The organism is Pantoea sp. X-Soil-MYKO-1289 (assembly GCF_059730625.1).
Genome location: NZ_AP036006.1, coordinates 138,535 through 161,012, shown reverse-complemented (window position 1 = coordinate 161,012; position 22,478 = coordinate 138,535). Strand labels below are relative to the sequence as shown.

General features: G+C 58.8%; 18 protein-coding genes and 1 pseudogene. 10 read left to right on the top strand and 9 right to left on the bottom strand.

Annotated features, from left to right (window positions below; translation table 11 throughout):
* Positions 1–12: 12 nt before the first annotated feature.
* Both alsS and budA read right to left on the bottom strand, forming a co-directional pair.
* Positions 13–1,692: an acetolactate synthase AlsS gene (gene alsS, locus AC6I7Z_RS22690; RefSeq protein ID WP_497816054.1), complete on the bottom strand. Its 1,680-nt coding sequence runs from the start codon at positions 1,690–1,692 to the stop codon at positions 13–15.
* Positions 1,693–1,706: 14 nt separating this feature from the next.
* On the bottom strand, positions 1,707–2,489 hold the full coding sequence (gene budA, locus AC6I7Z_RS22685) for an acetolactate decarboxylase (RefSeq protein WP_497816053.1): 783 nt from the start codon (positions 2,487–2,489) through the stop codon (positions 1,707–1,709).
* A gap of 104 nt (positions 2,490–2,593) precedes the next feature.
* Here budA and AC6I7Z_RS22680 point away from each other — a divergent pair.
* Positions 2,594–3,519: pseudogene (locus tag AC6I7Z_RS22680) on the top strand (LysR family transcriptional regulator).
* Between the two features lie 3 nt (positions 3,520–3,522).
* Here AC6I7Z_RS22680 and AC6I7Z_RS22675 read toward each other — a convergent pair.
* On the bottom strand, positions 3,523–4,386 hold the full coding sequence (locus AC6I7Z_RS22675; RefSeq protein WP_497816052.1) for an SDR family oxidoreductase: 864 nt from the start codon (positions 4,384–4,386) through the stop codon (positions 3,523–3,525).
* A gap of 107 nt (positions 4,387–4,493) precedes the next feature.
* On the opposite strand from AC6I7Z_RS22675, the gene AC6I7Z_RS22670 reads away from it, so the two are divergent.
* On the top strand, positions 4,494–5,369 hold the full coding sequence (locus AC6I7Z_RS22670; RefSeq protein ID WP_497816051.1) for a LysR family transcriptional regulator: 876 nt from the start codon (positions 4,494–4,496) through the stop codon (positions 5,367–5,369).
* An 18-nt stretch (positions 5,370–5,387) separates the two neighbouring features.
* Here AC6I7Z_RS22670 and AC6I7Z_RS22665 read toward each other — a convergent pair whose 3' ends face one another.
* Positions 5,388–6,173 carry a carboxymuconolactone decarboxylase family protein gene (locus AC6I7Z_RS22665; protein WP_497816050.1) on the bottom strand — a complete coding sequence of 262 codons (786 nt, stop codon included), beginning with the start codon at positions 6,171–6,173 and terminating at the stop codon, positions 5,388–5,390.
* Positions 6,151–6,636, bottom strand: coding sequence for a (R)-mandelonitrile lyase (locus tag AC6I7Z_RS22660; protein WP_497816049.1), 486 nt, complete (start codon positions 6,634–6,636; stop codon positions 6,151–6,153). Before AC6I7Z_RS22660 ends, AC6I7Z_RS22665 begins: the two co-directional genes overlap by 23 nt.
* Before the next feature lie 135 nt (positions 6,637–6,771).
* Between AC6I7Z_RS22660 and AC6I7Z_RS22655 the strand changes: the two genes are divergently transcribed.
* Positions 6,772–7,668, top strand: a complete 897-nt coding sequence (locus AC6I7Z_RS22655; RefSeq protein WP_497816048.1) for a LysR family transcriptional regulator — start codon at positions 6,772–6,774, stop codon at positions 7,666–7,668.
* A 249-nt stretch (positions 7,669–7,917) separates the two neighbouring features.
* Here AC6I7Z_RS22655 and AC6I7Z_RS22650 read toward each other — a convergent pair whose 3' ends face one another.
* The 3 genes from AC6I7Z_RS22650 to AC6I7Z_RS22640 all read right to left on the bottom strand — a co-directional run bounded on the left by AC6I7Z_RS22650 (position 7,918) and on the right by AC6I7Z_RS22640 (position 11,149).
* Positions 7,918–8,949, bottom strand: a complete 1,032-nt coding sequence (locus tag AC6I7Z_RS22650; protein ID WP_497816047.1) for a tyrosine-type recombinase/integrase — start codon at positions 8,947–8,949, stop codon at positions 7,918–7,920.
* A gap of 378 nt (positions 8,950–9,327) precedes the next feature.
* Positions 9,328–10,212, bottom strand: coding sequence for an SIR2 family protein (locus AC6I7Z_RS22645; RefSeq protein WP_497816046.1), 885 nt, complete (start codon positions 10,210–10,212; stop codon positions 9,328–9,330).
* A gap of 1 nt (position 10,213) precedes the next feature.
* Entirely contained in the window at positions 10,214–11,149 is a 936-nt protein-coding gene (locus AC6I7Z_RS22640) for a ParA family protein (protein WP_497816045.1), read from the bottom strand.
* Between the two features lie 579 nt (positions 11,150–11,728).
* Here AC6I7Z_RS22640 and AC6I7Z_RS22635 point away from each other — a divergent pair.
* Positions 11,729–12,814, top strand: coding sequence for an aldo/keto reductase (locus AC6I7Z_RS22635; protein ID WP_497816044.1), 1,086 nt, complete (start codon positions 11,729–11,731; stop codon positions 12,812–12,814).
* 25 nt (positions 12,815–12,839) lie between these two features.
* Here AC6I7Z_RS22635 and AC6I7Z_RS22630 read toward each other — a convergent pair whose 3' ends face one another.
* Positions 12,840–14,318, bottom strand: a complete 1,479-nt coding sequence (locus AC6I7Z_RS22630) for a Sapep family Mn(2+)-dependent dipeptidase (protein ID WP_497816043.1) — start codon at positions 14,316–14,318, stop codon at positions 12,840–12,842.
* 224 nt (positions 14,319–14,542) lie between these two features.
* On the opposite strand from AC6I7Z_RS22630, the gene AC6I7Z_RS22625 reads away from it, so the two are divergent.
* The 6 genes from AC6I7Z_RS22625 to AC6I7Z_RS22600 are packed head-to-tail and all read left to right on the top strand — an operon-like array spanning position 14,543 to position 22,434.
* The gene (locus AC6I7Z_RS22625; protein WP_497816042.1) at positions 14,543–16,612 is read left to right on the top strand and encodes a hydantoinase/oxoprolinase family protein; all 2,070 of its coding nucleotides are present in this window, start codon (positions 14,543–14,545) and stop codon (positions 16,610–16,612) included.
* Positions 16,609–18,624, top strand: coding sequence for a hydantoinase B/oxoprolinase family protein (locus tag AC6I7Z_RS22620; protein WP_497816041.1), 2,016 nt, complete (start codon positions 16,609–16,611; stop codon positions 18,622–18,624). Before AC6I7Z_RS22625 ends, AC6I7Z_RS22620 begins: the two co-directional genes overlap by 4 nt.
* Positions 18,617–19,693 (top strand): ABC transporter substrate-binding protein, encoded by a 1,077-nt coding sequence (locus AC6I7Z_RS22615; RefSeq protein WP_497816040.1) that lies wholly within the window; start codon positions 18,617–18,619, stop codon positions 19,691–19,693. The genes AC6I7Z_RS22620 and AC6I7Z_RS22615 overlap by 8 nt, the downstream gene beginning before the upstream one ends.
* Positions 19,690–20,772, top strand: a complete 1,083-nt coding sequence (locus tag AC6I7Z_RS22610; RefSeq protein WP_497816039.1) for an ABC transporter ATP-binding protein — start codon at positions 19,690–19,692, stop codon at positions 20,770–20,772. The genes AC6I7Z_RS22615 and AC6I7Z_RS22610 overlap by 4 nt, the downstream gene beginning before the upstream one ends.
* Positions 20,769–21,638: an ABC transporter permease gene (locus AC6I7Z_RS22605; protein WP_497816038.1), complete on the top strand. Its 870-nt coding sequence runs from the start codon at positions 20,769–20,771 to the stop codon at positions 21,636–21,638. Before AC6I7Z_RS22610 ends, AC6I7Z_RS22605 begins: the two co-directional genes overlap by 4 nt.
* Positions 21,628–22,434: an ABC transporter permease gene (locus AC6I7Z_RS22600; RefSeq protein ID WP_497816037.1), complete on the top strand. Its 807-nt coding sequence runs from the start codon at positions 21,628–21,630 to the stop codon at positions 22,432–22,434. Before AC6I7Z_RS22605 ends, AC6I7Z_RS22600 begins: the two co-directional genes overlap by 11 nt.
* Positions 22,435–22,478: the final 44 nt, after the last annotated feature.

The window sequence follows — 22,478 nt, the reverse complement described above, 5'->3', positions numbered from 1 at the left end:
TTTAAGGTTAACTCAGAGCAGCTGGCTGAGATGCAGCTGTCCCATCAGCAGCGGGTTGTCGCTGTAGTCGACGGGAAGGGCGACCACAGCCGGCCCGTTCACATCCATCGCTTTACGCAGCGTCGGCTCCAGCTCTGCCGCGCTGTTCACCGCAAACCCGGCCGCGCCGAAGGCTTCGGCATAGGCTTTGAAATCAACCGGGCCGAAGTTGACGCCGGAGAGGCGCTGATACTTTTTCTCCTCCTGGATGGCGACCATGTTGTAGGCGTTGTCGACCCAGATAATGTGCAGAATGTTGGCCTTCAGCCTGACGGCGGTTTCCAGCTCCATGCTCGACTGCAAAAATCCGCCGTCGCCGGAGACCGACACCACTTTGCGCGACGGATCCACCAGCCAGGCGCCGATGGCCCACGGCAGCGCCACGCCCATCGTCTGCTGCCCGTTGGAAATCATGATTTGCCGCGCCCGGAAGCTGTAAAGATAACGGGCTATCCAGATGTGAAAGCTGCCCATATCCACCGTCAGGCTGACGTCGCTGTTGATGATGTCCTGCATGGCGCGCACGATGCGCAGCGGATGCAGCGCGAACTGATCCAGGCTGGCGCCCTGCATCGCCAGCAGCTGTCGTTGCTGGCGACGATCCTCCAGAATGGCGGCGGCGGCCTCGCTGAGCTGCAGCGGCGAGGCGATACGCGCGGCGATTTTACGCACGGTCTGCGCGATATCGCCCACCAGCTCGGCGTCGGGCAGGTAGAGATTGTCAGCCTCCGCCGGCAGCACATCGATATGCACCAGCATCGCTTTGCCGCTGTTCCACATCGCGGGCTCATACTCAACCGGGCTGTAGCCGATGGTGATAATCAGATCGGCCTGCTGCAGCAGGCGATCGCCCGCCTGGTTGTTAAAGAGGCCGATACGTCCCGCGAAGCGCGAAAAATGCTCCTGGCGCACCGCGCCAGCGGCCTGATAGGTGCTGGTGACCGGGATGCGGCTTCTGGTCAGCAGTTCATGGATCGCCTCGCTGTTCTCTGGCTGGCTCGCCATCAGGCCCAGCAGGATCACCGGATTTTTGGCCCGGGCGATTTCGCGGCTGACCGCCTCCACCAGCGAATCGGGCGCGGCGCCCAGCGTGACGCGTCCTTTGTGCTGCAGCGGCGTGCCCGATACCGGCTGATCGACGATATCCTGCGGCAGGCTGATAAAGGCGCCGCCGCCGCGGCCGTTCTCGGCATGGCGAAAGGCGTTGGAGACGCATTCGGCCAGCGCAGAGGCGTCGGTGACCTCAACGGCGAACTTGGTCACCGGCCGAAACATCGACACGGTATCCATGCTCTGATGAACCTGCTTGGCGCTGTCAGAACGCTTTACCGCGCCGCCAATCGCCACTACCGGATCCCCTTCGCTGGTGGCGGTGGCCATGCCGGTCACGAGGTTCGAGCAGCCCGGCCCCGAGGTGACCAGCGCCACGCCAGCGTTGCCGGTCAGCCTGCCGACCGCGGCCGCCATAAAGGCGGCATTCGCCTCATGCCGCACCGGGATCAGCTGAATCGGGGAATCCAGCAGCGAATCGAACACCTTGTCGATTTTGGCGCCGGGAATGCCGAACACATGGTTGACGCCCTGCGCTTCAAGCTGCGCCACCACGAGATCGGCGCCGCTGTTCCAGAGCACGTTGGTTTTTAGCGTTTTCATCATCACCTCAGTTATTAGCTTTCGACAGCCCGAATGGCTTCATCCAGATCCTGCGGGTTCAGATCCGCCTGCAGAAAATCGCGGTCCTGCGGCAGATCGATCACCAGCTGGCTGATGGCGCCGAACGTCAGCTGGCCGCTCTCCAGCACGTAATCGAGGATGTGGCCGCCGCCCTGGCGATCGCCGGTAATAAAGTGCTCGTGGTAGCCTGCGACGTTGATGCCCTGCATATACTGCGGCGTGCGGAAGCCAATCAGTTCGCCCTCCGCCTCGCGAAAGTCGAAGGTGGGCTGATTGCCGAGCACTTCAGGCATGGTGCGATAGGGGCGGCACTGGCAGGGCACGGTGCGCGTCTGTACGGCACGGAAGCGGCCGCTGATGCGCAGCGCGCAGAACTGGTTATCTGAGGTGATTTTGCTGTCGATAACGCGGTGCACAGCGTCACGCGTGGCGGTTTCAGCGAAGCGGTGCTGATATTCCGGTTTGAAAAACGTCATCACCGCAAAGGGCGTTTTCTGCTCGGGCCGGGCGGGACGGGCGCTGCCGTCGGAGCGGAGCTGATACACCTCGCTGTCAAACGCGATCAGCTCGCCGTCGAGCTGATTAAATGTGCCCAGACCAAAATCGCCTTTGCGCAACAGATCGGAAACCGTGGTCGATCCATCGTAAACCCCGTTAAGCAGCGCGCTCATCAGCGAGGTCTGATAGATAACCTTTTCTGGTGATTTTTCCGCAAGTTTGCCAAGGGTCTCCTTGAGCTGATCCTCACATGAACAATCAGATACAATATTACACATATGGCGCCTCACAAACCCATAGTTAAGCCGTGTTAATATCATGTTGGGCCAGCTGGCTCGCAGAATCCAATAGCGAAACCTGTTAACTTTGAGACGTTTTTGATATGGAACTTCGGCATCTACGTTATTTCGTTGCTGTAGCCGAGACGCTGCACTTTACCCGCGCAGCGGAAATGCTGGGCATTTCTCAGCCGCCGCTCAGTCAGCAAATCCAGCGTCTGGAACACGAGATCGGCACGCCGCTGCTGAGGCGCTTAACGCGTGGGGTTGAGCTGACGGAGGCGGGCAGCGCGTTTCTGCCTGACGCGATACAGATTGTGCAGCAGGCCGACAATGCGCTGGAAAAAGCGCGCGGCGTGGCGCGCGGCATCAGCGGACAGATGTCGCTGGGCTTCGCCAGCTCGGTGGCGTTTGGTCAGCCGGTATTCGATTTGATCCGCCGTTTCAAGGCGCGCTATCCCGCCATAACCCTGACCACGCGGGAGGAGAACATGGCGCTGCTGATGCAGGATTTACAGGAAGGACTGCTCGACGCGGCCTTTATTCGCCTGCCGTGCGAAAGCAGCAAGGCCTTCAATCTGAAGGTGATCGCCACCGAGAGAATGCTCGTCGCTTTGCCCGCGGGCCACGCGCTTGGCCATCAGCGAAGCGTGGCGCTGTCGCAGCTGGCGGACGAAACGCTGATTATCTTCCCGCGCGACGTCTCCCCAAGCCTGTATGAACTTATCGTCAGCACCTGCCTGCGCGCGGGCTTTTCCACGGCGCGATTTCAGCAGGCGCCGCAGATTGCCTCCTCTCTCGGCATGGTGGGCGCGAAAACTGCGGCATCGCGCTGGTGCCGGCCTCGATGTGCTGCGTCAATAATCCGCAGATTGTGTTTTGCGAGATCGAGAACAACACGCTTTACACGGATATCGCCTTTGCCTGGCGACGCAGCAGCACGGCCAGAACGGTATCGCACCTGCTCAGGCTGATTAACGACGCTAAGCAGGACGCGTCGGGCGATCCTTCTCCGCCCGACGGCCATTGACCTTCAGCCGGCCAGCGCCGCGGCGAAGTCGCGGTACGCATGCAGCGGACGGCCCAGAAGCGCCACCAGCCGCTCGCGATCGCCAGCCTGCGGGATCATGCCGTCGCTGACGTAACGCTCGGCCATCAGACGCATTTCATAGGCCATCCATTTCGGCATAAATCCCGCCATGCTCGCTTCAAAAGCGGCGGGATCGTCGCCGCCGTAGCTAACCGGTCGCCCGAGCGTCTCAGCCCATATCGCCGCGGCCTGAGGTCCGGTAAGGGTGTCGGGCCCGACGATGTTGATGGTGTCGACCGGCAGTTTGCCGGGCGCCCGGTCGCGTCGTATCAGTTCGATAGCGGCCACCTCGGCAATATCGCGCACATCTGCCATCGCCAGCCCGACGTTGCCGATCGGCATCGGATAAACGCCGTGATTGAAGATGACCTCTTTCACCATCGCGTCGTTATCGATGTAATAGGTCGGCCGCAGGATGGTGGCGCTAAAATCCATCGTTGCGAGCATCTGCTCCGCGCCGTACTTCACGGCGAAGTGCGGAACGTTCACCGCTTTATCCGCCTCGAACACCGAGAGGTAGACGATCCGTTCAACGCCGCATTCGCGGGCGACGTTCAGGGTAATGATGGCCTGAGTAAACTCATTGGCCGTGACGGCGTTCAGCAGAAAAAGCGTGCTCACGCCAGAGAAGGCGGCGCGCAGGGCGTCGAGATCGAGCAGCTCGCCTTTGACTACCTCGACGCCCGGCGCAAAGCTGGCAGCGTCAGGATTGCGCGTCAGTACGCGAACAGCAGCGCCGCGGCTGATAAGCTGGGCGACAACATGGCGGCCGACACGGCCGGTGGCGCCGGTAACAAGAATAGTCATGATGTTTACTCCGTGGTGTCAGGTGGGTGTAAACAGAGACTAAGGTGTTTTGATTAATGGCGTAAGACGCTATTCTCGGGACTCTGTGTTCCATAAATGAGACACCCATGGACCTCAACGCCTTAACAGATTTTCATCTCATTGCCGCATCGGGCGGGCTCGGCGCCGCCAGTCGCGCCAGCGGCAAGTCGAAAGCGACGCTGTCGCGACGGCTGGCCGATCTTGAAGAGGCGCTTGGCGTTCGCCTGATTGAGCGCGGCAGCCGACGGCTTGAGATTACCGAGGCAGGCAAACTTCTGCTGGCCAGAACGGCCGGGGCCCTGCGCGAAATCAGTGAAGCTGTCGTGATGACGCAGGAGAGCGCGACCCGCCCCAGAGGATGCCTGCGTATTGCAGCGCCGCTGCTGTTTTCACAGGTGGCGCTCGGCCAGATCGCGGCCCGATTCCGCGCGCGTTATCCCGACGTCCGGATTGAGTCCGTCGCAGAGGACAGGCTCAGCAATCTGGTTGAGGAGCACTTCGACGTGGCCATTCGCATTAATCCGCCCACGGACAGCACGCTGGTGGGCAGATGCTTTGCCAGAGACAAGCTTATACTGGTCGCCGCTCCCGGGTTTGAGATGCCGTTCAGCGACGGCGGCAGCCCGCTTCCGGTCGCGGCGGTGGTGATGCCCACGCACCGGGAAGGCGAGATCTGGTCGCTGGATAACGAGCGACGCTGCGTCGTCCCACAGCCGGTGGCGCAATTCTCTTCCCTGCTGGCCGTGCGCGACGCCGTTGCGGCGGGCGGCGGCGCGGCGATGCTGCCGCAGTCGATTGTCAGTAGCCTGCTGGACAAGGGCGCGCTGATCCGCTGGGGAGAGGCTGGCAATACAACAGAGCTGTGGGTGCTGCACACCTCTCGCCGCCTGCAAAGCCCTAAAGTCAGCGCCTTTGTGGCATTTATCTGCGAACAATATCCCGACGGCTGGTTTACGACCTGAACCCGCAGGCGCATGCCCTTATTGCGCGCTTCCCGACGCCAGCGCACGCTGCAGCCGCTGCGCCGTGCTTTGCTCGCCCCGGCTCTCAAACAGCGGCACCAGCTCGGCCAGCTGCGCGTCCGTCAGCCCGACGTTTCGGCTGATATTCAGGTGCACTTTGAGCTGGGACTCCACGCCGGTCATGGCTGCCAGCGCGCCGACGGTCGCCAGCTCGCGGCTTTTCCAGTCGAGGTTGTCACGGCTGAAAATATCGCCGAAAAGATGGACCTTCAGGTAACGATCGATAGCGGGTGCGAAATCGAAAAGCGCGCCTTTAACCGGGCCGCCAGCGAGCGTGGTCTGGTTCTGCGTGCCGGCCGCCAGCATCTCTTCAGGCGTCGGCAGCGGCCCTGGCGGGCTGCCTTCCGCATCGTTAATGCCCTGCTCACGACGCGCATCAACGACTTTCATCAGCTCAGCCAGCGCATTCAGGCTACGGGGAAAACCGGCATAGGCGTAAAGCTGGACCAGCATCTCACGACAGTCGCTGATGGTGAGACCGGCGTCCAGCCCCTGCTGCAGCGCAGCGTTCAGTGCAGGTATGTCGCCCGTCGCAGCGCTGGCGGCAATCGCCGCCGTCTGCTTTTGCGGCGCGGTAAGAGGATATTGCTGCTGGGTCAGCATGGTTCTGTTCCTTATCGAAGAAGCGGGACTGAAGACTTCTTCGGCGACGCTGCCGGAGCAAACCAGCGCGGCGCAGAGCGCCAGCAGGCTCACCACGCGCCGCCGAATCGTTATGCCATCACGATTTATCACGGGACGCATACTGCTCGTCGCTGACATGCTCCATCCAGTCAACCACTTTGCCTTCCTGCGCTTCGGCAATGGCGATATGCGACATGCTGTTCTGCGGCGCGGCGCCATGCCAGTGCTTCACGCCCGCCGGGATCCAGACGATATCGCCAGGCCTGATTTCGCGCGCCGGGCCGCCCCATTCCTGAACGAGGCCGAGCCCTGCGGTGACGATCAGCGTCTGGCCGAGGGGATGGGTATGCCACGCCGTGCGGGCGGCAGGCTCAAACGTCACGGTCGCGCCGCCCACGCGTGCCGGATCGCTTCCCTGAAACGGCGAGTCAATGCGCACCGTGCCGGTGAAATAGTCTGGCGATCCCTGAACCGAGGGTTTTTCTCCACTTTGCATAATGGTAATCACAGGTGTCTTCTCCGTTGAGTAAGCAGCTGAACAGGCCAGCGCGAGGGACATCGCAGCAGCGGCAATGGTCTTCATACGGCTCCGGTTCTCAGTATAGGGGAGCAACGTCAGGCGCTGGCCCCGCTGGTGGATAGTGAGTTCAGTGTAGGCTCAGCGAGATTGTTTGATAAGATGGTCAAATGTGAATGCGTATGTGCAAAATATTCAACAATGATGCCTGAAAATCTCAACGACCTGCGCGCCTTCCATCTTGTGGCGCGTGAGAAAAACTTCACCCGAGCAGCCGCGCAGCTCGGCATGTCGCGCTCTGGATTGAGCCATGCGATTACGGCGCTGGAGGCGCGCCTGGGCGTCAGACTGCTGACGCGCACCACGCGCAGCGTCTCCCTTACCGAAGCCGGCGCGCGGCTCTATAACACGCTGCTGCCGATGCTGCTCGCGCTCGACAGCGAACTCGCCTCGCTGCGCGCGCTGGGTGAAAAACCCGCGGGCACCGTGCGCATCACCGCGCACGATCACGCCATCGAGTCCGCGCTCTGGCCGCGCCTGCGGCCGCTGCTGAAGCGCTATCCTGAGATTCAGATCGAATTAAGCGTGGACTATGCGCTGACCGATATCGTGGCGCAGCAGTTTGATGCCGGAGTGCGAATCGGCAATGTGGTCGATAAGGATATGATCGCCGTCCGGATCGGCCCCGACTTTTATATGGCAGTCGTCGCCTCGCCAGATTATCTGCAGGATAAAACGGTGCCGGGAACGCCAGCTGAGCTGACAACGCATCAGTGCATCAACCTGCGGCTGCCGACGCGCGGCGGGATCTATGCCTGGGACTTTGAAAAAGCGGGCAAAGCGTTATCGGTGCGCGTGCAGGGACAAACCGTTTTTAACACCACCGGGCTGATGCTGCAGGCGGCGCTGGATGGGCTGGGGCTCGCTTATGTTCCGCTGGATCTGGCGCAACAGCATATCGAAAGGGGGGAATTAGTGCCGGTTCTGCAGGCGTGGTGGCCGCTTTTTCCGGGATACCATCTTTACTACGCCAGCCGCCGTCAAATGATGCCGGCGCTGACGGAAGTGATTAATGCGCTGCGCTACAGGGAAGCCTGATGTTAAGTCAGAGGCCGGATAAGCGAATTAAGCTGAACCATCCTGAAAAAAAATGGTCGAAGTCCACTGGTTTCACACTTCCAGATATGACATTAACGCATAGCTAAACAACGCGTGGATAACCTGATGTATTTGCGCGTTAATCTGTCGCTAAAACGCTCCTGTTTCCTGCCATACTGCGCAGTTCGCCGCATCTTTTCCCGGAGTTTCACACAGGCTGTCCACTTTTTCTGTGGATAACTTGGCGGCTTACTCCTCACTGTTTTCCATCAGATCGACCATTGCGCCTTTGTGCGCTTCCACATAACGGATATAGCGCATCAGGGTTTCTGGTTTTTTCCAGGTCCCTTCCTGCATGATTTGCGGCACAGAATAGCCTTTGCGCGCCAGGTCCTGCGCCGCGCCCACGCGCGCGCTGTGACCGCTCCAGCGTCGATAGCGATTTTTGTTCGGCTTCATGGTGGTGGTATGCCCGGCAGCCTCCCACGCACGGGTGAAAATACTTTTCAGCGCGGGCGTACTCATGGGTTCGTCGGTCACGACCATCACTTTGCCCGAACGGTGCACCGGCGCAAAGAGAAAGGCATCGGGTTCATTAATCAGTCCCGATGCCACAATCCACTTTGTCAGCACCGCTGATGACTTCGATCCCAGCGCTTTCACCAGGCTGCCGGTATCGAGAATGGTTTTGGTCCAGGAGCCTTCGAGAATGATGCGCCCATCTTCCGCGCGCATCACGTCACCGACGCGAAAGCGCGCCACCTCGCTGATACGCATCAGGGTGCTGTAGGCCACATGCAGAAAGGCGAGATCGCGCAGATTCCGTAGGCTCTGGTTTTCTGCCCAGGCCGCCTCGACCTGTTGCAGATCGCTTAACCGGAACGGAACCGCCTGACCGGTACGCTCGCCGGATACCACCGCCACGCGATTGATCTTTTTTACCGCACGCGACACCAGCGGCGAGGTCGATGGCGGCACCAGTCCGGCGTTACGGTGTAACATCGTAATCAGCGACTGATGCGTGCCGATGGTCGATGAGGCGCGCCCGATAGACTGCAAATAGCTCAGGTAATCGCGCAGATCTTCAGGCGACATCGGCAGCAGCACGCGATCGTTAGCCAAAGCCCAGCGGTGGCAGACGCGCATCACGCTCATCAACTGTCGCCAGGTATTGGGCGCAAACGCATCTTTATCCTGAACGAACTCGCGCAGGCGTTGCGCAAGGTCATCATCCGACTGAGAAAGCGGGAGCAGGGCGTGTGAGGTGATCAATCCATCCATATCTGTTCAATTTATCCGCAGTTCAGCTTGAGATCGCGCTACGTGAATTCTGAGAAAAGAGCAGGGGTGAACTGCTGCAGATTTTGCGTAGCGTTGTCATTTTCAGTGGGCAGTACGTTACCTGTTTTTATGTCCGGACATCGTTTTAAAGAGGAGGATAACTGTGCTTACGCTCAGGATCCGGGCCGGATCCGCATGATAGCGGGTTTGCGCAGGGATGTCGCTGGGTTTGTATAAGTCTTATTATATGAAGTTAGAAATTTAATAATAAATAGCTACCAACTGGCAATGAATAAAATAAAACTTAAAATATATAATTCATTAAATAAATTTTGATAAAAACGGAAAATTAAATTTGTTCAGCAAAATATTAATATATCAGTTAGAATTGCTAGAGATAATATTTGCGACATACTCTTTCCTTTTTAATTCTGCCTGTAATGCCATCTGGTTTATTAATTCTGGCAATTCAGCATGTCTGTTCGATGGAGAATAAGGTATAACAATTAATTTCCTAAGTTTTCTATGAATGTCTTTAATGTTTTCTGGAGTGTTATCTGTTGTAAAAATATAATGTGGTCTGGATTTTGGGTATCGGAAAGCATACATTTCCATCAAGGATAAAATAGCAGGATCATCCATAGAAAATCCCACATATAAAAATGTGTAGTTTAATAATAAAGAGTCGATAAAGGACGAGTATGTTTCATTGCCAAATGCTAATCTAATATACTGTGATCGAGAGAAAACAATATTGGTAAAGTCATCTATAGATCCGTGTATTTTTATAATATAAGATGTATCATGATCTTTAAGCACTTTAAAAATGTCATTGTTCAATTTCGAAATTACTTTAAAATGTCTTTCTCCATCAGCTAGTGAAGAGGACCATGCTGTCTCGATAAGCTTATCAAAGTTAGTTGTTAAAATTATTCTTTGTTTTAGCGATATTAAAGACTTATGGAGTTCAGATGGTTGAGCGGCCCTGCCATATTCTTCAGTGACCTTTCCTTCCCAATTTTCAGCATAACTACTTTGAAGAAGCTCACAAGCTAGAAGATAATCTTTTGCTTCCAAAAGGCTAGCCACCTGATTTCTCAAGGCTTCATCTCTATCCTTTGCTGCATCGTCAAGAAAAGCTGGCCACCCTTTAAATCTATGTTTTTCTTCTAAATTTACGCTCGATGAAACACCTGCACCTAGAAAGAGTACAACTTTTTGTTTAGAAAGGTCCTTAATTAAGTCATCGTTAAATTTAGGCATTTTATTTCTCTTTCTGTGCCTCGTTAACATTTTCCAAGTATCGGCGTGCAATATCTCTGTATAACTCTCTAGCACTTTTTCTTAATCTGGTATAATTTCCAGTCCCAGAAACTGAAATCATGGGTACATGTTGTGATTGAGATCTTGGAGCTAAACTTCCTAAATGTCGAATATCGCCCAAATGAGGGTTGATATTCTTGGCCGCAAAAAGTTTTGATAAATGCTCATTTACTTTTTGCGGAAAAATTTCTCCTATTTCCTCATAAGCCTTTACACGTCTTTTTGATCTGATTAATTCATCAGAAGTTTCATCCTGAATCGTATCATAACCGGATCTTTCTTTATGCTGTTGTGTTACATAACCTAGAAACTTTAATTTCCCAGCTGGTGATAATTGTGATAACTCAGTCGGCTCTTCAGAAAGTTTAATTCCAGTATCAAGTTCTTTTTTCCATACTGAAACAGTAGTACCGATATTTTTGATTGCCCATAAAGAAAAGACATCAATAGACATCGGAACAACAAAATATTCCATCGCAAGTAATACTGCTCTATTGATAGCACCTAATGAAGGTCCCATATCGAAAAAGACAAAATCATATTCTAACTCAGTAGCTTTTTTCACTAATTCAGCAAAAACAAATGTTGTTCTTATACCTCGCATTCCTCCGCCTTTAGCATCACGCCAGTCTCCTGCAAGTAAATCCTCTTGCAATGCAAGCCTAGGATCACCCACAATAATATCAAAACCGAACTTATCAATATGTCTAATTGGTAATTCATTTTCATAGCCTTTACCAAAAGAAAGAGGGCGAATTACGGTATAGATACTTTCTGGATTTTCTTGTGCATAAAGATGCTGTGTTTCTTCGTCAGTTAAAACGTATTGGGTTAAATTGCATTGCGGATCAGCATCGACAATGAGAAACCTTGGCATTAAAGTTTAATGACAACTCAGCTCCAAGGTTAGCAACTAAAGTTGTCTTTCCAACTCCTCCTTTATTGTTAAAAAAACATGTAGTCTTTGTTTTTTTTATATTTTTTATCAGCCTAATTTCCTCTTCAGTAAGAGCCATTTGCGTGCTTCTCGTATTTTTTTTACTTGTCATTGCTTTTGTTACCCGCGTTAATCCTGATTAGTAAAAATTCAGATGTTAAGTCTAATTTCTTGAATTCGACATATTGGAATATGTTAAATAATCGTTCTCATATTGAAGAAGCAGTAAATAACCTCTAAACACCAGCTTTAGCATAATCCCATGCAAAATGATGAAAATCAACAACACTTCTTATATTAAATTTTCAAGAATGAGATAGCTCAATTGGCAGTTTAAGCATCGCTGTAATTAATCTAATGCAGGGAGAAAAGTTATGATATGTCGCTTTAATTTTAGAAAAATCTAAATTTGCTTGAAACTAAAGTGACTTCTACTATTTCTGATGCAATCAATTATTTACGCACACAAAACCCATTGCGACTACGTTCGCCTTTTTAAGCGGTAAAGGAGGAAAGTAAATGCAATACCGGAAACTGGGTCACTCGGGCCTGCTGGTTTCGAAATTCGTGCTGGGCACCGTGCCGTTCGGCGGCAAAGCGGGATTTGAAAAAACCGGCAACGTCAACGCCAGCGAAGCGCGCCGCTTTATTGATATCGCGCTGGATCACGGCGTCAATATGATTGATACCGCGGACCTCTATTCGATGGGCGGCGCGGAAGAGGTGGTCGGCGAAGCGCTTGGCGATAAACGTGACAACGTCATTCTGGCGAGCAAGGCGCGCAGCCCGCTCGGCGATGGCCCGAATGAGAGCGGCGCCAGTCGTTATCATCTCATCAAAGCGTGCGAAGCGAGCCTGCGCCGCCTGAAAACCGACCACATCGACCTTTATCAGATCCATAACTGGGATGGCGTTACCTCAGTTGAAGAGACGCTGCGCGCGCTGGAGGATCTGGTGAAAAGCGGCAAAATCCGCTACTTCGGCACCTCCAACTACACCGCCTGGCAGATGATGAAGACCTTAGGCTGCGCCAGCGAACAGCACTTGCTCAAGCCTGTCAGCCAGCAAATCTACTACACCCCGGAATCACGTGAAGCGGAATTCGAGCTGCTGCCGATGGCGATTGACCAGCAGATCGGCACGCTGATCTGGGGGCCGCTGGGCGAAGGCCTGCTGACCGGCGCGGTCAGCCGTCACGGCAAAGCGCCGGAATCCACGCGTCAGGGCAGCGGCTGGCCAGAGCCCTACGTGCACGACATGGAGCACGCCTATAACGTCATCGAGGTGCTGGAGCAGGTTGGCAAAGAGATCAACGCCTCAATCGCGCAGGTCTGCCTGGCCTGGCTGGCGGAGCGTCCCGGCGTCAGCGCGCTGATCGTCGGCAACCGCAGCGAAACGCATCTGCGTGAAAATCTCAACGCCTTCGAGCTATCACTGAGCGATGAGCAGCGCCAGCGCATTGAACGCGTGACGCGTCCGGCGCCGCGCTATCCCTACTGGCACCGCTTCACCAGCGGCATGGACCGTATCGATCCGGCAGAGCAACCCTTCCTGGACGAGTATCGTCAGACCCTCGACGAACGTAAAGATCAGGCGCAGAAATAGGCCGCAGGCTGGCCGCGCGCTGCGGTCAGCCCTTATCATTTTCCCGCAAAAAGGCATCCAGCCGCAGCAGCGCAATCACGTATGTCGGCAGCGCTTCCAGCAGCGAAGGCAGATGAATGGTCTCATCAGCGCCGTGCGGAAAACCATGCCCTTCCGGCAAGAAATCCGGCGTGTTCTCTGGCGTTCGTCGATAGCCCGGCCCGAAGGTAATGGCGTTGGGCAGCACTTTAGAGTGCGTCACTCCGCCCATGGCATAGGGCCGATCGTCCCGACCGGTGACGCCATTCCAGGTCTGCTGCAGTAGCGCAATGACCGGGTGATCCTCAGGCAGATAGAAGGGCGCGACATCGCGCCAGCCTTTCCGAAGGTAGATGCCGCTGTCCGCTATCCGCCGCTCAATAAGCTCGACAATCTGCTCGCCTCGCCACGACACCGGATAGCGAATATCGCAATCAATCGTTAGCGTGCCCGTCTCAGCGCTGCGCCAGACGCCCGCGTTAAGCGTCAGCCTGCCCGACTGCGCATCCTCCAGTCCCAGCCCGGCATGCTCGCCGTAAGGCGAGGCAAAAAAATCAAACAGAAACACTGCCAGCCGCCGCTCGCGCTCGTTAAGCAACTCCATCTCCAGCAGGCCCCCCAGCAGGACGCGTGCCGCGTTGACGGTGCCGTCTGGAAAGGCGGCATGCCCGCCGTTGCCGCGCGCTTCCAGCATCGGCTGCCCGCCCTGATGCGACAGCATCACCTTTGAGGCGGCGATACCTTGCAGGATCGCCAGCCTGTCATGCAGGTCATCAGGCTGCGGATCGGCGAGCGCCACCTGAGCGAAAGCCGGCACGCTGTTGCTGGCGACGCCAGCCTGAATGCCCGCCAGCAAACCTGCATCGGGCACCGTCAGCGAGAAGGCGATCTGGCCTTTCTGCGCGTTATTTACCGGAAACATGCCGTCGGTAACGATCGAATAGTCGGGAACCGGGCCATGCTGCGCGTACCACTTAAGGTCATCCATCGTGGTCTCTTCCGCCAGGCCGTAAATCACGCGCAGGTTATGGTGAAGCGGAATGTCCAGGTCGCGGATCAGCTTCAGCAAATAGAGGTTCATTACCCCCGGACCTTTGTTATCCGCTACGCCGCGCCCGGTAAGAAAATCGCCGTGACGTGACAGCTCAAACGGCGGAAAAGTCCAGTTGTCGCCCGCCGGCACCACGTCCAGATGATTGATCAGGCCAATGTCGCGCGGATGTTCGCCAAGAATCACCGACCCTGCATAGCCATCATGCTGCTGCGTGGCGAATCCCTCGCGCTCCGCCTGCTGCAGCACATGTTGCAATATCGCGGCGCAGGTGGCGCCGAATGGCGCGCCCGGCGTCGCCTGGTCGGCCTGGCTAACGCCCGGAATAGCAATCCAGCTGGCAAGATCGGCGATCAGCGCCTCACGATGCTCTTCAATCCAGCGTTGAATACGCGGCAGAAGCGTCTGTTCCTGCGCGGTAAGCGTGGCGGTCATAGCGATCTCCTCAGGTTTTTTATCCACCATAAAACATCAGGCTGCGGACGCTTAGCTGGATTTAGCCGAAAGATAGCCAGCAAACGGTAAAAGCGCCTGCTCTTGCGATTTACAGCAAAGCTTAGTCATTTTTGTTAGTCGTCTTGACGCCTAAACCAACGGAGATTAGCGGCTTACCCAGGCGATAAATAACCTGACTAATCAGCCGTGCAGGAGAAAAAAAGGTGGATAACAGCCCCGCAGCTGGCGCAACAGTCGGCGTGGACGTCGGCGGAACCTTTACGGATTTTGTTCTCTTTGATCCTCAACGCCAGCAACGCTTCTTTCATAAACAGCCCAGCACGCCCGCCGATCCCGCGCTAGCGGTCAGCGAAGGCCTGGAGGCGATCCTGCGCAAAAGCCAGCTGCCGGCCAGCGCGCTGTCGCTGGTGCTGCACGGCACTACGCTAGGCCTCAACGCCATTATCCAGCGGCGAGGCGCCAATATCGCGCTGGTGATTACGCGCGGCTTTCGCGACGTGCTGGAGATTGCGCGCGCGCGAATGCCGTCCTCATTTGATTTTCACGCCGACCGCGAGCCGCCTTTTTTACCCCGCCAGCGCGTGCTGGAGATCCCGGCGCGCTTCAGCCCCTCCGGCAAGGTCACGCAGTGGCCGACGGATGACGATTTAGCGCAGCTGGCCGGGCAGATTCGCCAGCTGGACGTCAGCGCCGTCGCGCTGGTGACGCTGAACGGCTATGCCAGCCCGCAGCGCGAGGCGGAGCTGGCGGCGTTAATCGGCGAACGGCTGGAGGCGCTGCCGGTGATCTCTTCGGCGCAGCTCTGGCCGGAAATCCGCGAATATGAACGCACGCTGGTGGCGGTGCTCAATGCTTACATCCAGCCGCTTATGCAGCGTTATTTTACGCGTCTTAACGCGCTACTCAGTCAGCAGACGGTCAGGGTGCCGCTGCTGATCACCGCATCGAACGGCGGCGTGCTGCCGCTGGCCTCGGCGCAGCAGCGCCCCGTGGACACGCTGCTCTCCGGCCCGGCGTCAGGCGCCATTGCCGCCGCGCAGCTTGCCGGCGGCAGAGGATTTGTCTCGTTCGATATGGGCGGCACCAGCAGCGATATCTCGCTCTCGGCGGAGGGCGACGTCGAGCGCGTCAACCGTACCGATATCGGCGGGCTGCCGTTGATATTGCCGGTTGTGGGCGTCTCCGCCATCGGCGCGGGTGGCGGGTCGATCGTGCGCGTCGACGACTACGGCATCCTGAAAGTTGGGCCGGAAAGCGCGGGCGCGGAGCCAGGCCCGGTTGCCTACCAGCGCGGCGGCGCGGCGCCTACGCTGACCGACTGCTATCTGGTGAGCGGGATATTGCCCGCCGACGCCGCGCTGGCAGGGGCGATCCCCCTTAGCCTCTCGGCGGCGCGCGCGGCGCTGGCGCATGCTGGCGCGCAGCTGGGATGGCACGATGCCGGCGCGGCTGAGCAGGTTGCCAGCGGCGCGATCGCGGTCGCGACGGCGCAAATGGCGACGGCGTTGAACACCGCGCTGGCGCAGCGCGGCCTGTCCGCAGAGGCGCTGACGCTGATCCCCTTCGGCGGCGCTGGGCCGACGCACGCCAGCTTCTTTGCCGAAGAGGCGGGCATAAACCGCATTCTGGTGCCGCTGCGACCGGGCACCTTCTGCGCGCAGGGCGCAATCGCCGCCGACATTCGCCGCGACTTCGTGCGCAGCCTGCGGATTAACGTCAATAACGAAACCGTCGACCTCATCATCGCAACCGTGCTGGCGCTGCGCGAGCAGGCAAGCGAATGGTTCAGCCAGCAGGCTGGCGCGCTGAGCCGCGATGCGCGCTTTTACGTTGAGGCGGATATGCGCTACAGCGGTCAGGCCTATGAGCTGAGCGTCAGCCTTGGCGCGCCCGAAGAGGTCACGCTCGACGCGATTCTGCAACTGTTTGAACACCTGCATCTGCAGCGATACGGCTTCACTAACGCGGAAGCCCCGGTGCAGCTCACCACGCTGCGCCTGGCGCTAAGCGCGCCGCTGCCGCGTGCGCCGGAAAAAGCCTATGCGCCCGAGCCGCCTGAGGAGGCACCGGTCACGCGCGCGCTATTCCTGCGCCAGCGTTGGGTTGAGGCGCGTATCTGGCAGCGCAACCGCATTCCGTTCGACGCCGTAGTATCCGGACCAGCGGTCGTTGAGCAGGAGGACACCACCACGCTTATTCTGCCCGGCTGGTCGGCGCAGCTGGATGCCAGCGGCAATCTGCTGATCACCCGCCAGCAGGAGGTTACGCCATGACGCTGGACGCCATCACTCTCGAAATTCTGAATCAAAAACTCACCGCCCTGGCCGAAGAGATGTGCCATATCCTGCAGCGCACCGGCCGCACGCTCTATGTCAAAGAGACGGCCGATTTTTGCTGCGCGGTGGCCGATCGTCAGGGCCGCTTTTTCGCCTATCCCAAAGGCATCGGCGTCTCGGGCTTTGTCGGGCTAAATGCCTTAACGGCTATTAGCGCGGTAGAGGAGATTGCGCCTGGCGACGTGATCCTGACCAACGATCCCTGGCGCTCGCGCGGGCTGGCGACCCATTTGCCCGATCTACAGGTGCTGGCGCCCTGGTTTGTCGACGGCGAGCTGGTGGCCTGGGGCTGGGCGTTTCTGCACGCCTCTGATGTGGGCGGCCGCGTGCCGAGCAGCATCTCGCCGACCAACAGCGATATTTATCAGGAGGGCCTGCAGATCCCGCCGGTCAAATTGGTGCGCGCGGGCGCGCTGAACCGCGACGTGATGAACATCCTCACGGCGAACAGCCGAACGCCGGAGGCGATTGCCGGCGATATTCAGGCGATGCTCGCCGCGCTGCAAACCGGCCGCGAACGGCTGAACCGCATTGTGGCGCAGCACGGCTGTCGCGACGTGATTCAGGCGCAGCAGGATCTACAGCGCTATTCGGCGGCGCGCGCGCGTGAGGTGCTGCGTCGCATTCCGGACGGAGTGTATCGCTTTGAGGACTATCTGGACGACGCCGCAGGCAGCGGTCTGCCGGTGCGTCTGGCGCTCAGCGCGACCTTTACGGATGGCGCCGTTCACCTCGACTTTACCGGCAGCGACGCGCAGGTTGCGGCGGCCATCAACATCCCCGGCCATGGCGATCCGCACGCCTGGCTGACGCTGCGCATTCTGGCGCTGGTCTGCACGCTGGATAAGAGCGTGCCGCTCAACGCAGGTCTGCTGGAGTCGGTCAGCCTCTACGCGCCAGCCGGATCGCTGGTCAATCCGCGCTATCCCGCCGCCGTCGGCGTGCGGCACGCGGCGGCGGTGCGCGTCAACGATCTGCTAAACGGCCTGCTCGGTCAGGCGCTGCCGGAGGTAATGCCCGCGGCCAGCGGCGGCACCATTATTCCTTTCGTGGCGGCTGAGATAGCGCGCGGCGGCAACGAGCAGAACGTGCAGGTTATCGAGCCGATGGTGGGCGGCGGCGGCGCGCGCTTTGGCCGCGACGGCATTGACGGCCGCGACAACAGCATCTCCAACCTGGCGAATAATCCGGTCGAGATGGTGGAAGCGGAAACGCATATCGAGATCCGCCAGTACGCTTTGCGCCCCGACTCTGCCGGGGCCGGCCAGTGGCGCGGCGGCATGGGGCAGCAAATTCATATCCGCATTCTGCAGGATGACACCACGCTGCTGGCGCGCGGTATGGAGCGCATGCTGTTTCAGCCGTGGGGCGTCAACGGCGGAGAAGCGGCAGCGCCCAGTGCTATGACGCTTAACCCCGGCACGGCGAGCGAGCGGCAGCTGGGAAAAATCGACCTGCTTGCCGTCAGCGCTGGCGACGAAGTGCTGCTACAGACGCCGGGCGGCGGCGGCTGGGGCGACCCTTTTCTGCGCGACGCGGACGCGGTCAAACGCGATGTAGAGAATCAGCTGCTGAGCCTTGATGCCGCCGCACAGCAGTATGGCGTGGTAGTAAATGCCGAGGGCGTCGATATCGCCGCCACCGCTGCGCTGCGCCAGCAGCCACGCCCGGCGCGCTCCGCCTGGGGCGCCGCACGCGAAAACTGGCAGGCGGTATTCGCCGCCGACGCGCTGACGCGGTTGAATCAGCTGCTCTATCCCCTGAGCGCGCCGCAGCGCCAGCGCTGCCGCGCCGCCGTGTTTCATCCTGCGCTGGCGCGGCTGCCAGCCAGCTTCCCACGCGATACCCATGCAGACATCGCGCCTGCGCAGCAAGCTTTCGCCGACGCGCTGCGCGCGCTGGAAAAACAGTTAACCACACCCTTAACGCCAGGAGATGGCCATGCATAAAAAAGAGAATAAAACCGTTCTGCTCGCCGTTGTGGCGGGCCTGTTATTCAGCGCTACCGCCGTCGCGGCCGACGCCACCGACGCGGTCGTCGTCGGGGTTTACGGCGGCGACTGGGAGAAGAACATCCGCGCCTCCGGGCTGGAGCAGTTTGCCAAAGATAACCACCTGAAACTGACCGTCGTGCCGGGCGCGGATGCCGAGTGGTTCGCTAAACTGCGCGCCGCCAAAGGCCGCCGCTCCCCTTACGACATCGTGGTATTTCAGCCGGATACCGTGCAGCGCGCGCAGGCGGCGGGGCTGTTGCAGCCGCTTAATGCCAAAGATATTCCCAACCTGAGCCGTCTCTATCCCAGCGTGCAGTCGCGCTTCATCTACGATAATCAAACCTACGCCGCCGCATTCAGCCTGGGTCAGCTCGGGCTGGCCTACCGCACCGATCTGGTGAAAACGCCGCCGAAAAGCTGGCTCGACCTCTGGAGGCCGGAATATAAAGGCCACGTCGCCATCTCCTCGCCAACCTACGCCGCCGGCCTGCAGTTCTTCGCCGGGCTGGTGCACGCGCTGGGCGGCGAGCTGAACCAGCCTGCCGCGGTAGACAAAGCCTTTGCGAAGCTGGCGGATCTGCGCGGCAACGCGGTGGCGTTTCCGGACAGCCCGGGCGCGATCCAGACGCTGCTGGAGCGCGGCGACGCCTGGGTCGTGCCTTACTGGGACGGGCGCGTCTTCGCCCTAAAACAGCAGGGGATGAAAATTGACTTCGTTTATCCTTCAGACGGCGCGGTGGTCGGCGCGGCTAACTGGGTGATCCCCAAAGGCGCGCCCAACCTGGCGAATGCTTATAAAGTGGTGAATGCGATGTCGAGCGCCGAGGTGCAGAAAGCCTTCTCGGATAAATCGCTTTACGGTATGACCAATCAGGACGTGCAGTACAGCGACAACCTGAAGAAGCAGGTGCAGGTAGGCGAAGAGGCGTACCGCAAGCTGATCTGGATAGACTACAGCACCGCCACGCCGCAGCTGGCGGACTGGACGCGCCGCTGGAGCCAGGCGCTGGGCGGCGCGAAATGAGCGCAGTCGTCATTGACGGCGTGGCGCGACAGTTTGACAGCCATCGCGCCCTGAATGACGTCAGCCTGCGCATTGAGCAGGGCGAATTCTTTTCGCTGCTTGGCCCAAGCGGCTGCGGCAAAACGACGCTGCTGAATATCATTGCCGGTTTTCTTGCGCCCAACAGCGGGCGCATCCTGCTGGCCGGTGACGATGTCACCGCGCTGCCGCCGTACCGCCGCAACATCGGCATGGTGTTCCAGAACTACGCGCTGTTTCCCCATCTCAGCGTCGGTGACAACGTCGCTTTTGGGCTGAAGGTGCGCAAGCTACCGCGCGCGGCGCAGCAGCAGCGCGTCTCGGAGGCGTTAAAGCAGGTGCGGCTGGAAGGGCTGGCGGCGCGTATGCCGCATCAGCTTTCCGGCGGCCAGCAGCAGCGCGTGGCGATTGCCCGCGCGCTGGCGATCCAGCCGCAGGTGCTGCTGCTGGACGAGCCGCTCTCCAATCTGGATGCGCGGCTGCGTAAGGAGATGCAGGAGGAGCTGCGCGCGATCCAGCAGCGCGTTGGCATTACCACTATTCTGGTGACGCACGACCAGGAGGAAGCGCTGACGCTGTCAGATCGCATCGGCATCCTCGGGCAGGGCGAGTTGCAGCAGATTGGCTCACCCTCCACGCTCTACCGTCAGCCCGCAAATCGCTTTGTGGCGGAGTTTGTCGGCGAGGCAAACCTGTTTCAGGTGACGGTGGAGAAGGGCGTTTATTGCGCCCGTGACGTCTTCTCCGCCCCGGGTCAGGCGCTACAGCTCGCGGCGGCCGACGGCGCGCCGGATGCCACGCTGTTAATCCTGCGTCCAGAGCGCATTCGCTTCTCTTCCGCGCCCGCGCAGCCTGGGGTTAACCAGACCGAAGCGACCATCGCCGACGTCAGCTTTGCCGGTGCGACCTTGCGTCTCGTCTGCGCGCTGCCCGGCGGCGGCTATCTCCATGTACAGCCCGCCGAAGCGCATTTTCAACAGCTGCCGCGCGTCGGGGAACGCTGCTCGCTCAGCTGGCGCGCGGAAGATGTCATTGTGCTGCCGCAGGAGCCTGCGCGATGAAACTGACGACGCGACACGCCTTTCCCTGGCTGATGCTGACGCCATGCCTGCTTTTCCTGCTGCTGTTTTTGCTGGTGCCGCTGCTGCTGCTATTCGATCAGAGTCTGACTAACGTAGACAGCCTGCTCAATCCGCTGCCGGGCTACAGCCTGGCGCAGTATGTGACGGTGTTCGGCGATGCACAGTATCTGCACGCGCTCTGGACCACGCTTTGGGTCTCGCTGCTGACGGCGGCGATAACGGTGCTGCTCGCCTGGCCAGCCGCCTGGCTGCTGGTGACCACGCAGCGCCGCAGCTGGCGCACGCTGCTCTATGTGATCCTGATTTCGCCGCTGCTCACCAGCGTGGTGATCCGCACCTTCGCCTGGATTGTTCTGCTGGCGCAAAATGGCCTGATCAACAGTTTTTTGCTGTTTATCGGCGCGATCCCGCAGCCGCTCAGCCTGCTGTGGAACATGAATGCGGTGATTATCGCCTATGTGCAGGTGATGCTGCCGTTCGCCGTGCTGCCGCTGATCACCTCGCTCAACGAGATCGCCCCGTCGCTGCGGCTGGCGTCGATGAGTCTTGGCGCGACGCCGGGCGAAACCTTTCGCCGCGTGGTGCTGCCGCTTACCCTGCCAGGCATGCTGACCGGTTTTATCATCGTGTTCTCGCTGGCCGCGGGCAGCTATATCACGCCGTTGCTGATCGGCGGGCGCTTACAGCCGCTGCTGCCAATCGCCATTTATCAGCAGGCGATGCAGATCGGCAACCTGCCGCTGGCGGCGGCGCTGTCGCTGACGCTGCTGGTGATGACGCTGGCGGTCGCGGTCATTGCGGGCGGTTATCTGAAACGCTGGGAGAAGAAAAATTATGGCGCCTGATCGCAACCTGTCGCAGCGGCTGAGCCGCCTTGCCGCAACCGCGGCGGGCGCGCTGGTCTATCTGTTTCTCGCGCTGCCGGTACTGGTGATTGTGCTCTCCGCCTTCAGCCCGGATCCTTATCCGCAGTTTCCGCCGCACGGCTTTTCGCTGCGCTGGTTCGAGGCGCTGATGCAGGATCCGGCCTGGATGGAGTCGCTCGTCATCAGCGCACTGCTGCTGGCTATCGTCACGCCGGTGACGGTGGCGCTCGGCACCTTCGCCGCCTGGGCGCTGGCGCGGCTGGAGTTTCGCTATCGCGGCGCGCTGCAGGCGTTTATCCTGTCGCCGCTGATGATCCCGCAGGTGGTGCTCGGCATCGCGCTGCTCTATGTCCTTACCGCCGCCGGGATTGCCGGCACCCTGAGCAGCCTGGTCATCGGGCATATCGTCGTGGCGCTGCCCTATGTGGTGCGCACCGTTAGCGTCAGTCTGGCGGCGATGGATCGGCGGCTGGAGGCGGTAGCGATGAGCCTGGGCGCAGGGCGCTGGTACACCTTTCGCAAGGTGACGCTGCCATTAATCAAGCCCGGCATTCTGGCCGGCGCGGTGTTTGCGGCGGTGACGTCGTTCGGCGAAGTGTCGGTAAGTCTGTTTCTTAGCGCGCCCGACACCGTTACCGTGCCGGTGCGGGTCTTCAACTATGTCGACCAGACCTTCGATCCGACGGTAAACGCCATCTCGGTGATTTTTATCGCCATCGCCGTGCTGCTGCTGGTGGTGATTGAGAAAACGCTGGGGCTGGTGAAGCTAATGTAGTCGCGTCCGCGCCAATAAAAACGGCGGCCCGAAGGCCGCCAAAA

Bases quoted from the DNA above. Each gene is read 5' to 3' on its own strand.
- alsS (WP_497816054.1), bottom strand. From the start codon at position 1,692: ATGAAAACGCTAAAAACCAACGTGCTCTGGAACAGCGGCGCCGATCTC.
- budA (WP_497816053.1), bottom strand. From the start codon at position 2,489: ATGTGTAATATTGTATCTGATTGTTCATGTGAGGATCAGCTCAAGGAG.
- AC6I7Z_RS22675 (WP_497816052.1), bottom strand. From the start codon at position 4,386: ATGACTATTCTTGTTACCGGCGCCACCGGCCGTGTCGGCCGCCATGTT.
- AC6I7Z_RS22670 (WP_497816051.1), top strand. From the start codon at position 4,494: ATGGACCTCAACGCCTTAACAGATTTTCATCTCATTGCCGCATCGGGC.
- AC6I7Z_RS22665 (WP_497816050.1), bottom strand. From the start codon at position 6,173: ATGCGTCCCGTGATAAATCGTGATGGCATAACGATTCGGCGGCGCGTG.
- AC6I7Z_RS22660 (WP_497816049.1), bottom strand. From the start codon at position 6,636: ATGAAGACCATTGCCGCTGCTGCGATGTCCCTCGCGCTGGCCTGTTCA.
- AC6I7Z_RS22655 (WP_497816048.1), top strand. From the start codon at position 6,772: ATGATGCCTGAAAATCTCAACGACCTGCGCGCCTTCCATCTTGTGGCG.
- AC6I7Z_RS22650 (WP_497816047.1), bottom strand. From the start codon at position 8,949: ATGGATGGATTGATCACCTCACACGCCCTGCTCCCGCTTTCTCAGTCG.
- AC6I7Z_RS22645 (WP_497816046.1), bottom strand. From the start codon at position 10,212: ATGCCTAAATTTAACGATGACTTAATTAAGGACCTTTCTAAACAAAAA.
- AC6I7Z_RS22640 (WP_497816045.1), bottom strand. From the start codon at position 11,149: ATGCCAAGGTTTCTCATTGTCGATGCTGATCCGCAATGCAATTTAACC.
- AC6I7Z_RS22635 (WP_497816044.1), top strand. From the start codon at position 11,729: ATGCAATACCGGAAACTGGGTCACTCGGGCCTGCTGGTTTCGAAATTC.
- AC6I7Z_RS22630 (WP_497816043.1), bottom strand. From the start codon at position 14,318: ATGACCGCCACGCTTACCGCGCAGGAACAGACGCTTCTGCCGCGTATT.
- AC6I7Z_RS22620 (WP_497816041.1), top strand. From the start codon at position 16,609: ATGACGCTGGACGCCATCACTCTCGAAATTCTGAATCAAAAACTCACC.
- AC6I7Z_RS22615 (WP_497816040.1), top strand. From the start codon at position 18,617: ATGCATAAAAAAGAGAATAAAACCGTTCTGCTCGCCGTTGTGGCGGGC.
- AC6I7Z_RS22610 (WP_497816039.1), top strand. From the start codon at position 19,690: ATGAGCGCAGTCGTCATTGACGGCGTGGCGCGACAGTTTGACAGCCAT.
- AC6I7Z_RS22605 (WP_497816038.1), top strand. From the start codon at position 20,769: ATGAAACTGACGACGCGACACGCCTTTCCCTGGCTGATGCTGACGCCA.
- AC6I7Z_RS22600 (WP_497816037.1), top strand. From the start codon at position 21,628: ATGGCGCCTGATCGCAACCTGTCGCAGCGGCTGAGCCGCCTTGCCGCA.